General features: G+C 59.8%; 6 protein-coding genes. 3 read left to right on the top strand and 3 right to left on the bottom strand.

Annotated elements, in window-relative coordinates; translation table 11 throughout:
* Positions 1–2: 2 nt before the first annotated feature.
* Entirely contained in the window at positions 3–6,458 is a 6,456-nt protein-coding gene (locus tag AC0ZT5_RS28645) for an RHS repeat-associated core domain-containing protein (protein ID WP_488499161.1), read from the top strand.
* Positions 6,459–6,494: 36 nt separating this feature from the next.
* Positions 6,495–7,145, top strand: coding sequence for a hypothetical protein (locus AC0ZT5_RS28650; RefSeq protein ID WP_488499162.1), 651 nt, complete (start codon positions 6,495–6,497; stop codon positions 7,143–7,145).
* Between the two features lie 226 nt (positions 7,146–7,371).
* Here the strand turns inward: AC0ZT5_RS28650 and AC0ZT5_RS28655 are convergent, their stop codons facing one another.
* From AC0ZT5_RS28655 to AC0ZT5_RS28665, 3 genes are all read right to left on the bottom strand, one after another.
* A complete protein-coding gene (locus AC0ZT5_RS28655) occupies positions 7,372–7,926 on the bottom strand; it encodes an Lcl domain-containing protein (protein WP_477288260.1) in 555 nt (184 codons plus the stop codon).
* Positions 7,927–8,244: 318 nt separating this feature from the next.
* Positions 8,245–9,405 (bottom strand): acyltransferase family protein, encoded by a 1,161-nt coding sequence (locus AC0ZT5_RS28660; RefSeq protein ID WP_488499163.1) that lies wholly within the window; start codon positions 9,403–9,405, stop codon positions 8,245–8,247.
* Between the two features lie 11 nt (positions 9,406–9,416).
* Complete coding sequence (locus AC0ZT5_RS28665; RefSeq protein WP_488499164.1) at positions 9,417–10,211, bottom strand: class I SAM-dependent methyltransferase; 795 nt, start codon at positions 10,209–10,211, stop codon at positions 9,417–9,419.
* A gap of 364 nt (positions 10,212–10,575) precedes the next feature.
* Here AC0ZT5_RS28665 and AC0ZT5_RS28670 point away from each other — a divergent pair, with 364 nt between their 5' ends.
* Entirely contained in the window at positions 10,576–11,583 is a 1,008-nt protein-coding gene (locus tag AC0ZT5_RS28670) for an NAD-dependent epimerase/dehydratase family protein (RefSeq protein ID WP_488499165.1), read from the top strand.
* Positions 11,584–11,601 lie beyond the last annotated feature (18 nt).

Here is an 11,601-nt window from a genome sequence, read left to right on the forward strand (position 1 = left end):
CCATGTTCGCCAAGACCCTTACCGCCCTCGCAGCCCTGACCGCTGGCGCCGCAGTACTCGGCTCCCCGGCTCGCGCCGAAGACAAATCAGCGACCTCGATCGTGCAGTTGCCCGCCGCGGGCGGCACCGTTACGCAGGAGGAAGGCAGCTTCTCGCTGAACAACAATACAGGATCGGCGAACTTCAGCCTGCCACTTCCGACCCTGCCGACGCGTGGCCAGTTCGGGCCGCAGATGAGCCTCACCTACAGCCAGTTCGCGGGCGATACCGGCAACGGGCTGGGCATCGGCTGGCGGTTCAATACCCAGGAGATCGCCGTCAACGATGATCTCGGCACAGCCGTGCCCGGCACCAAGCCGGGCGGCGATTTCTTCTCCCGCCTGTCCTACATGGGCACGCGGCTCGTGTTTCTCGGAAACCAGAACGGCGTCTGGGAATACAAGCCCGAATACGCCGAGGATTTCGTCAAGATTCTCTATCACACCGGGGCGTTCGACGTCGTTTCGCTCGACCTGTCAGGCGGTCTGCACACCGACACCATCCCCTCCGGCTTCGAGGTGACCAACGCCGATGGAACGCGGCTGATCTTCAGCGGCGATCCCTCCGTGGCGGAGGGCAATTTCGACATAGCCAAGCCCTACGTGACGAAATGGCCGCTGGTCCTGCAGCTCAACGCCAACCGCGAAGCCGTCCGCTACGACTACCAGCGTTTCGGTGGACGCAGCTACCTGACAAAGGCCAGCTTCGCCGGCGGTCAGAGCAGCTACCAGTTCGACTTGATCGAGACACAATCGACCCTCGTCAGCCACACCAATGGCAGCAAACAGGAGAACGCCCGGCTTTACGGCAAGGTGACGGCGAAATTCAAGGACACCGTCTACGCCCAATGGTGCATGGGATATGTCGGCCGTGACACCAATGACACCTCGAAGTTCGTCGTCAGGGCGCATCCGGACTGCCTGGCGAAGGCTCAGGCCGACCTGACGCCGCTCATCGACACGCAGTCGGTCAATGTGCTCGACCAGTTGCGGGTGCTCTACCGGTATGGCGACACCGGCGGCGGGGCGCTGGCGCAATCGACGCTGAAGTTCCCGGACATCAATTTCGGCTATTCGTCGTGGACAAGCGCCGAACTGGCGTCGCGCCCCGTCGTGTTCGAAGCGCCGAAGATGGCGTTCGCCGGCGACATCCCCCCTCAGAATTTCGAATTGGCCGACCTCAACATGGATGCACTGGTCGACATCGTGCAGACCAAGGATGACGGCGCGACTGTGCATCTCGGCAGCGGCGACCTGAACAGCGCCTTCGGCGACACCACCCAACTCGTGCTGTCGCGTCCGACCGAGGCTGGACTGATGCGCCAGATCGCGCCCCGGCTCACCGACAATCGCTTCGCTTTTGCCGACATCCTCGGCGACAGCTTCGTCGATATCGTCGAAATCGAAGACGGGCTGATGCACGTCTATGACGGCAAGGCCGATGGGACCTTCCCTTATCTCGGCCGCTCGATCCCGCTGCCCGGCGTCTCGCCGACGACATTCGCGGGCGGCAACGGCCGCTTCGCCGACGTCAATATGGACAGCATGTCCGACATCGTCACGACGCGCCTCAACGCTGATGGCCGCACCGAATGGCGGATATTTCTCAATCTCACCCGGCGCCAGGCCGATGGCGGTTACAGCGTCAATTTCGGCGCGCTGACCAAGGCGTTCCCATTCAACAGTCAGGACGGCCAGATCCTCGGCCGCAACAATGTGCGGATGGTCGACATCAATGGCGACCGGCTGCCCGATCTCGTCGTCATCCGTCCAGCCGACCAGGGCTTCTGCCTTTACGAAAACCAGGGCAACATCTTCTCGACGGACCCGAATGCGCTCCTGTTTGGCGACGCCGCGATCAACGATCCGGTCTGCGGTCACGGCACCTTCTCGAAGATTGGCGGCATGCAGCCCGGCGAGAACCTCGCCACGATGTGGTACATCGACGCCAATGGCGACGGCATCATCGATTTCGCGTCGATGGGCGAGCGCACCGACCAGATGCGCATCTGGCTCGGCTTCGGCGACGGGACCTACCTGAAGGATCCGCTCAACATCGCGCTCAATCTGCGGGTTCAACTCGGCACGTCGACACAGACCTTCGCCTCGCGCGTCGCCGACATCGACGGCGACGGCCAGACCGAAATCATCGTGTTCCAGAAACCGTCCGGTGACGAGGTGAAGCCCGTCGTCATCATCGACTTCAACCGAACCGCAACCATGCAACTCGTCAAGGCGAACCTGTTGACGGTCGTCGACTTCGATTCTGGACGCCGGCACGACATTCGCTATGCGACCTCGATCGATGAGATGCTGCGCGACCGCGCCAACGGCCAGCCGACGCGCAACCTGCATTTCCCTGTTGTCGTCGCCAAGCAGCTCGTCACGTCGCAGGGCATACCCGGTCAGGTTCGCGCCCAGGTGCAGACGGACGAATATTTCTACCACAATCCCTTCTATGACGTGATCAATCGCCGCTTCATCGGCTTCTCGGAGGTCGAGAAGGTCGCTTACGGCGATGAGAACGCGGCCGGCCAGCGCGTCACGCAGCGTTCCCGCCTCGATCGCGAACAGTATTACACCTTCGCGGAGAGGGCGGCCGACCTGAACCTTGCCGGCAAGCTGAAGATCCGCAAGACATACGAAGTAAAGCCCGAGGCGACGCTCGTCGCGAGCGCTGAGACAACCGAGACGCTCGATCCGTCGGCGGCGGCGCTGCACTCGCTGTCGACCGCTACGCGCAGCCAGAAGCTGCCGACGACCGGCATGATGCTGAAATGCGAATCGTCGGTATGGGAGGCATTTTCGCGTGGCGACGGTTCGTCCTATCTGAGGAAGGTCAAGGACACGCTGACCGAATCCGCAGGTCAGGCCGAGCAGCAGGATCCGGCCGATCCCGAATGCAAGGATCCGGTCAAGACCCAGTCCTATGCCGACTTCGACGCGTTCAACATGGCAGCGTCGGAGACGGTCCGGGTGCGAGACGTCCCTGGCCCGGAGAACCTTATTGTTCCCGGTTTCAGCCGCACGACCCAGACAGACTACGCTCAGTCGCGCACCGATCTCGCGGCGCTCGGCATCGTCAATGCCGCGTCCGAGCGGCGTATCCTCGCCGGGACGCGGCTGCTCAGCCGCGAGAGCTTCACCTACCTGCCGAATTCCGGCGGCAGGATGGGATCGCGCTCGCTTGAGGTCCTTTCAGGCCTGGGCGCGCTGCCGCCCGCACTGGAACAGTTCCGCAGCGCCAGCCGCAAGCTGGCGAAGACGATGGGTTATGATGTTTTCGGCAACAGCATTTCGGTTGCCGACGAACTCGGAACGACCGAGCTTGCGGTCTACGACGCCACCGGCACGCTGCTGCTTAGCCACACCAAGCCGTCCGGTGTCGCAGCAGAACTCGACCAGACGACGAAGATGACCTACGACGGCCCGCGGCAGGGTGCGGTCGCGACAACTACTAGCCCGCTGGGAATGGTCGTCACGACCAGCTACGACGCGCTCGGACGCAAGACCCGGGAAGCGGCCGCAGACGGCGCCGAGAAGTTCTATACCTACAAGATCGGCGAGAATGGACGACCGTCGCTGATCCTGACTGCCCGCCGGCGCTACGCGAGCGCTGCCGAGACACCGGAGGGCGAGAGCGAGTTCATAGCCGATCTCGCCGCCTATGATGCGCGCAGCCAGAAGATCGCCGACCTCGAGAACGTCGCGGAAGGCGGCGTGCGGGTGTTCCATTTCTCACTCTACAACCGCAACGCGAAGCAGGTCTTCCGCTGGACGCCCTTCGTGGTGAAGAGCTTCGGCGGGGTCGACGACTTGAACCTGCAGAAAGTTTTCGATCTTGGCGAAATTCCGCGCCCGGATCACGAAGTCGGCAACGCATACACCTACGACGCAGCCGATCGGATGGTCCGTGAAACCCACCCTTCGGGAAAGACATCCGACATGGATTTCGGTCCGTGGGGCACGCACACCGTCACAACCTACAATGATCAGTTCGACGGCACCGTTCACAGCGGTGAGTACTCCTTGCGCAACGAGAATGGTGTGACTGCCTTCGTCGCCACCGACGGCAATGGTACGACACATATCTCCCGTTTTGTGCGCGATACATTTGGCTATTTGAGCGAGATCTGGCTACCAGGCGAAGCAACGCCTCGGAAGCTTATCTACAACTCGGTCGGCGATATCGAATTCCAGGCGATCCCCGGGATGGGCGACCGATACGCCTTCTATGACGGGCGCGGCAGGCAGTCGGTGATCGCTCGCGTGGGAACCAATGGCGAAAGCTCGATCCAGACTTACACCTACGACTTCCTCAACCGAAAACTCACCGAAGTGAACGACGGCGTCCTTCACCTCGAATATCAGTACGACAGAGGTGTCCAGGTCGCATCCGCGGCCGGTTTCGACACGCCGATCGATCTACCGCTCGGAGACACGACGCAGATTACCATTCACGATCCCAACGGCGCGTTCGATGCGATCCAGCGTTACGCGTATGACCGGAACGGCCGGATGGTGACGCATGAAGTGGAGATTAACGGCGCGAAATACGCCGACCATTTCCACCATACGCTCGACGGACGCATCGATTCGTCCGAGGGTCCGCGCGGCCTGGCGTCGAAATTCGCGCTGGGGCCGGACAAGAACCTGCGGTCGGTGACGGTCACGCATCCCGATTTTTCGGAGTCCCAAAAAATCATCGAGAATATCACCTACAATGCCGAGTCGCGCATCGAGCGGGTCGATTACCGCCTCGGCGCATTCACGCAGATGTCGTACGATCCGGCGACCCTGTTCCTCACCCACATCGTAACGCAGGCCGGAGACAAGCCGTTGCAGGATCTGACCATGACCTTCAACGGAAATGGATCGATCACCCAGATCGTCGATGGACTGCCGCAAGGCGCAGGCGATCAGGGGCATGTCGACCGGTCTGGAACGTTCCACTACAATTTCAAGAACGAGCTCGTCCGCATCGATCGCTACGGCCAGCCGGCTGAATTCGCCTATTCACCCGCCGGAACGTTCGCGCGCAATGACGAGTTGGAACCTGGCGCGCCAATCGCGCCAGCGACCGGTTCGGCGACAGGGCTCATACCGACTGGAACCGCGGCAAAGCCCTATGCTTTCGACGGATTCGCGCAGTTGGCAAAATCGCCGACATTGACCGGGACGGTGTTCGACATCAACGGACGGCTGATCCGCGCGCAGACGGCAACGAACGAAGTGCTCTACGGCTACGACCAGACCGGTCGTCGCCTCTACAAGAAAGTGACGCCGACGAATGGGCCGGAACAGCTCTATCTCTACCCGGTCGAGACGTTCGAAATCGGCCCCAAAGGCGAGGAGAGCTACGTCAACATCGCCGACTCCAAGCTTGTGCGGCTGGAACATGGCACAGGCAAGTGGTTCTACTACCTGAAGGATCACATTGAGAGCAGCGACTACGTCATTGCTTCAGACGGCGTCCCGGTCGAGCAGATGCTCTACAAAGCCTACGGCACGGAACATAAGCCCGAGATGCTGTCTCCCGCCTGGGCGACGCATCTGACGGACGTCGCGGCCGACCTGCCGCGTGAAAAGACCCATCATCGTTTCACCGGCAAATATCTCGATGACGACACAGGCCTCTACTACTATGGTGCCCGATACTACGATCCGGCGCTCGGACGCTTCATCTCGCCCGATCCGCTGTATGTCGGTGATCCAGAGCGATGCACGAGCAACCCAACGTCGTGCAATCTATTCGCCTACGCCAACAACAACCCGATGGCCTTCGTCGACCCAACAGGTCTCAAGGAGATCGTGGCCGACGATGCTGCCTACAAACGCCAGGTGGAGCAAGATCTACAGCGAACCGACCCAACTGCTCGTGTCGACAGCAAGACCGGCGAAGTGTCGCAAAGCTTCCTGCATGGCGTTTGGCTGGACGTGAAGAGCTTCGTTACCGGGTCGAATTCGTTCGACGCGGGCCGCGAGCTCACGCGCCGGGTGATCGACGACCCGCAGACGACCACGATTACGAATGTCGCTGGCCACACTGAAGCCGACGTGAAGGATCCGAAAACCAACCCGGAGACGACCGCCGGGGACGTCGTCATCAGGTATGACCCGGCGACAGCGAGAACTCGAACCTCGGATGAATTCGACAAGTCGACGGGCAAAGTTGTGCTCGATGCGCCGGCAGATCCGGGTATCGTGCTGGCGCACGAACAGATTCACGCCACGCACATGATGGCCGGTAAGGACACCGGCATGGCAGAAGTCCGGTATACCGGTGTCGACGGCAAGCCATACAAAGCCCCTGACGCCGAAGCTCGCACCGTCGGAGTCGGCGGTACGATGCGGACGGACGACATAACAGAGAACCAGTTGCGGGACATGCTCGGTATCAGGCCGCGCAACAACTACTAGTGGTGGCTGGTCGCCATAGAGGAATGGAGGCATGACATGCTCAAGAACCGATGGCTTCCGGCCATTCTCGCCGGGGTCACACTCATGACCGCAGCGACAGTTTCGACGCAATCGATGGGCGAGGAAGTTCGACCGCCGGCTGCTGTGCCATTGGACTTCCTGGCCTGGATCGATCGCGATCGGGCCTGGCTGGAGCAGCAGATTCTCGCGATCAGCGGCTCCAGCAGTATCAAGATCGGCGCTACCGCACTTGAGACCACGGACCTTGACGCGCTGAAGGCGGCCAACCGCATACGGACCTTCGCCTACCTCGCGGCCAAGGGGCTGCGGCCCCCCTATTTCGATCTGCAGGTGGCGGCCGCGGATAGAACGGTCCGGTGCATTACAAAGTATCCGACTAGCATTGCCCCTGACATCGGGCCGATGGACTTCGCGAGGGCGTCGTTTCCGGCGGAGGCCGCCGACCAAAGCGAACTGAAATCCTGCACGGTCGCAGGCAAGGGCGGAGACTATGCCGAGCTTAACCGGGCGGCCTTTCGCGATCGCTACTTCAACGCGTCAGGAACATTGAAGCCGGAATTCCGGGACCTGCGCGACGATTCTGCTTTCAAGGCCAAGGCGATCGACGAGGGCTTCTTCCTGACCACGGAGGACTATAGCGGCCTGCTGCAGCTGGATCTGCGGTAGGCGGCTAGGACGTAGCAGGCACAATGGCCGCGCCGGTGAAGGCAAGCCGGACGGCCGCTCTGTCCCGCGGCCTGGCTGCTGAGCAGCCAGGCGTCACATCGCGAAAGCTGAGCTCCGTCATGATTTGGGTGTCGAGCGCCAGCCGCCCGTTGCGTGCGCCGCCGCGGCGATTGTCTGATGCCTGAAAGAGACTTGGTTGCCCGAGGGAGGCTTGGCGTAAGAGTGTCTACTCCACGCCTGTGGCCGGCACCCCGAAGACGCACCATACCCCGGCCTTCTTGGTCGCTTCAAGCGGATGCACCACAGTCGTGCGTGCGCTGAACGTGACGACCGCGAAGGAGCCTGCCGCCCCCGGCCATTCAGTGCGGGTCCAATAATCGGTTTCGCTGCGCTCGAGCGGTGGCAGCTTGTATTCCGCGAACGCGTCGTGCTGCCTTGGCCAGTCCGCCGAATCGAGACTCGTCAGTTCCGCCATCGTCGGAAGCTGCCAGCCCATGTCGCCGTTCGGACCGCCTTGTCCGAGGGTAGCACAGTGCCCCATCGCATCGCTCAGCGTAAGCGGCTGATCAAGCCTGTCCAGCCTGGCGACAAGGCATGTGCGCTGGTCGACAAAGGCCTTGCCCTCATGTTCAGCGAGCAGCCAGAAATTCTGGTCACTCAGCGGCTGGCGGGTCAGTTTGTGGACGGTGCCACATGGTTCGGCTTGGGATGGCGGCACTGACACCATGGCGAAAAGGGCAAGCGCCGCGTTGAAAGTCGCAAGAGACGCGATCCGAAACATGCCTTCCTCCTCGCTGGTTTGGCATCATGACGGGCGTTCGATATGGCAACCGGATAAGTATACTTTAAGCAGCTAACAATGGAAAGTCCTATCACTTCCCAATGCGTCAACTTTTCAGGCAGATGTCAGCCCGCAGGCTACTAATTTAAATTAAATCACAACGAACAACGGCGCAGCCACTACCCCAAACCAATTACGAAAAATCAAGAATCTGATCGGCTCGACTTCTCTGCCGATAATCGATCCGCCCTTCAACGTAAAGCGCCAGGCACGAAAATCTCGTCGGCGTCATGGTCACGATGACAAGACAAACTTACTCTAAGTTTGGCTCTGGTTGATCAAAGAATGGTCGTCGACGGTCACGGCGTTCGTCCTTAGGGTGCGACCGAACAATCCCACAATCATCCTTCTGGCTGGAACCTCGGCCAGATGCAGTGCGGTTGATGCGGCGAGAACCGTAATCAGAAAGACCCCAATCGCCGTCCGCTGCGACACCCCTTCCAAGATCTGTGGGTGCATGACAAAAAACCTGATGACGAGTTGGTGTGTCAGGTAAATGGCGAACGAAATCTCGCCAAGGAACCTCACGGGGCGGCAGGCGAGCACCTTCGCCAACGGCCCGGTGCTCGATGCGAGAATAATGAGCAGCAAGGCCGCCGGCACGACAGGGGAAAGTGTCTGGACCGTCCAATACTGCATCGCACCCGAGCGCATGAAGGGCTGCAGGATCGCGTTGATCCAGCCGGATCCCCAAATCAGCAGCAGGACGCCGATCAATTCGATCGCGGCCCACGTGCCAAATCCAAGATGGGCAAGACCGTCGCGGAAGCGCGTCCACAGCAACGCCGCCGTCATGCCGAGGCAAAATTCGAAGACCCTTGCGACCGGGTTGACCATCACGATGCCCTGGATGACGGCATCTTTTCCGCCACTGTAAAAAGGCAGTCCGAGTTGCCAGGCAAGGAGACCCATCGCCGAAGAGGCGACAAAGCATGCGGCGAGTTTCCAAGGCCATGTCGATTCGAAATTGCGGATCAGAAACGGGAAAACGAGATAAAAACTCATCTCGGTAGAGATGCTCCAGCTGACCGCATTGTAGCTGAAAAAATAGTCGCCGGTTGGAAACCAGCTTTGCAGCAACAAGGCATTTGCGAGGAAATACGGAGCCGCAAATGGCACGCCCAACGCGACTGCCGCCAGCAACGTCACCAGATGAGTCGGAAAAATCCTGGCAATTCTGCCGATATAGAACTGACGTGTTTCGCCCGGCTTGTTGAGAGCAGGATAGGAATAGGTCAGTACGAACCCTGATAAGACAAAGAAAACGGTGACGCCATTGGCGAGGTTCCAGCCTTGAAACGCAGTGGGCGATACACCGAAACTCCCCTGGATGTGATGGAGTACAATGGCAAAAGCGGCGAAGAACCGCAGTCCAGTGAGCGGAAAGATCAACGCCTTCGGATGTATTTGTCCGCCCATACTCGCTCGCATCAACTTGCCTGGCTGGTTCGAACGGACAGCGGCGCGGTCACCGGTCGATTTTGCAGTGCGAGAATATCATGATGGTTATCCCACGCTCGTTCACTCATCAGGACCAGGCGAGTGCCCTCTAGCCGTTCCGCCAGCGAACTGGCCCAACTTGGCTTCGAGAGCGAGATCCCATATGCGTCCTGACCAGGATAGTCGGCGTAGCCATAGCCTTCTGCAAGATACTGCCTCTCGATTTCCTCCCACCCAGAGGCGACGCCATAGTAGTTGAACTGAGGGCCCCGGAAATGGACAAAACGCCCATGCAGGCTGACGATAAGGAGGCCGTCTGGTCGCAGCCATGAAAGCAGCTTCCTGACCAGACGCTCGGATATGTTCGCGGACAGGTGCGTCAGAACCGAGCCGACCCAGATCACGTCGTAGCGCGAGGGAGCGTCGAGGCCGTCGACATCGGTGCCAGACAGCCACGTCCGCGCACCAAACTCGCGTGCACAGAATTCGAGATCCTCAGAGCGCTTGTCTGTCACCGAAATCGCGGCACGCGCGTACGCGGCCCGCAGCCAACGGGTGACGCGTCCGGCACCAGCCCCGAAATCGAGGATTTCTTTTGGCTCTATTCCAGCCAGGCCGACCGCCGCCGCGATAACGTTCAGCGCTGATCCCCCACACGTTAGATAATGCCGGCCGTTCCCATGAAACATCCCGTCGCTCTCATGGAGGTTCAGCGACACCATTTCATGCAGTGTCGCAGCGAAACCGCTGAAAGCAGCATGGTCCTGTCGGTCCAGGTTTTGCATTTTGGCGCGAAATCGCCGCTCTCCATAACCGCTGACGGCATAGCACGCGAAACACCTGGTATCTAGATTAGTAAATTATGAACAAGTAAACTATCAACAACCTGCCCGCGAGGGCGGTGCGGGCGATGCACTTAATCCGACGCTTCCGCCCCGGCGCATGCTCTGGCTGGTAGGCGCCAAAAGTCGTCATCTACGGCAAAGCCGAACAAATGCTGAGCGCAATAGCAACACATCCTTTCCGTCAACCCGATAAGCTTTGACGCACTCACGAAGTCAGAGTACGGACCTACGTGGGAATTGCGGTTCGCTATTCTGATTCCCCAACCGCAGTTAACCGTATTCGGGAGCGGCCGAGCATATCCGGATGTCATCCAAAACAGAAAAATCGGACATCGTCGAACGACATCTGATTCTTGGTGGAAGCGGCTTCATTGGCCGACACGTTGCTGCAATCCTGGTGCAAAGCGGGTGTGAGGTCGTTTTAGCCGGGCGCTCACTTTCGAAGCCGACATTTACCCCTGCACTTGACGAGCGAGTCGCATGGCGCAGTTTCGACCTTGCCAACGCGCAATGGGATAGCTTGATCGACGGGATCACCGTCATTCACCATTATGCATGGTCATCCGTGCCTGCCACCGCCAACAACGATCCCACCCTTGATTTGTCGACCAATGTCGTGCCGACGCTGGGTTTGCTGGATGCGCTTCGGAAAAAAGGCGCGGAGGCGCCAAGGCTGATCTTCGCTTCGTCCGGCGGTACGGTTTATGGCAAACTGCTGCGCGTTCCGGTGCATGAAGACCACAGTTTAAACCCGATTACCGCCTACGGCGCTGGCAAAGCCGCTGTTGAACTGTATCTGGGTACCTATCGAGCTCTCTACGGACTCGATTGTCGTGTCGCGCGTCTGGCTAATCCTTTTGGAGCGGGGCAGAATTTGGCAAGAGGCCAAGGTGTTGTAACGACGTTCCTGCACCACGCATTGTCGCAACGGCCTATAGTCGTCTGGGGAAATGGCGAAGTCGTACGTGATTTCATCCATATTTCCGATGCCGCAGCAGGCTTGGTTGCACTGGCACGCGCAGCACCGCTCGACGGCCATCAGGTTTTCAACATCGGCAGTGGTGAAGGCGTCAGCCTTAACGGTGTCATTGCGGAACTTGAAGCAAAACTCTCCCAAAGATTGCACGTCCGCTATGAGCGCGGACGGAAATTCGATGTTCCAGTAAGCGTGCTCGATATCTCGCTCATTCGGGAGGCGCTGGGGTGGCGACCTACTCTCTCATTTTCTGAAGGCTTGAGCCAAACACTCGCGGATCTTGGTGGTAGCGTAGTGCATCGTGACAGGTCAGCGGTAGGTGGCTCCGCACACTAGACCAGCGAGAGGAATTGG

The sequence above is a fragment of the Mesorhizobium sp. CNPSo 4670 genome, from assembly GCF_057784235.1.

What these genes read in the sequence shown, in the direction of transcription:
- AC0ZT5_RS28645 (WP_488499161.1), top strand. Translation starts at nt 3, where the DNA reads ATGTTCGCCAAGACCCTTACCGCCCTCGCAGCCCTGACCGCTGGCGCC.
- AC0ZT5_RS28650 (WP_488499162.1), top strand. Translation starts at nt 6,495, where the DNA reads ATGCTCAAGAACCGATGGCTTCCGGCCATTCTCGCCGGGGTCACACTC.
- AC0ZT5_RS28655 (WP_477288260.1), bottom strand. Translation starts at nt 7,926, where the DNA reads ATGTTTCGGATCGCGTCTCTTGCGACTTTCAACGCGGCGCTTGCCCTT.
- AC0ZT5_RS28660 (WP_488499163.1), bottom strand. Translation starts at nt 9,405, where the DNA reads ATGGGCGGACAAATACATCCGAAGGCGTTGATCTTTCCGCTCACTGGA.
- AC0ZT5_RS28665 (WP_488499164.1), bottom strand. Translation starts at nt 10,211, where the DNA reads ATGCAAAACCTGGACCGACAGGACCATGCTGCTTTCAGCGGTTTCGCT.
- AC0ZT5_RS28670 (WP_488499165.1), top strand. Translation starts at nt 10,576, where the DNA reads ATGTCATCCAAAACAGAAAAATCGGACATCGTCGAACGACATCTGATT.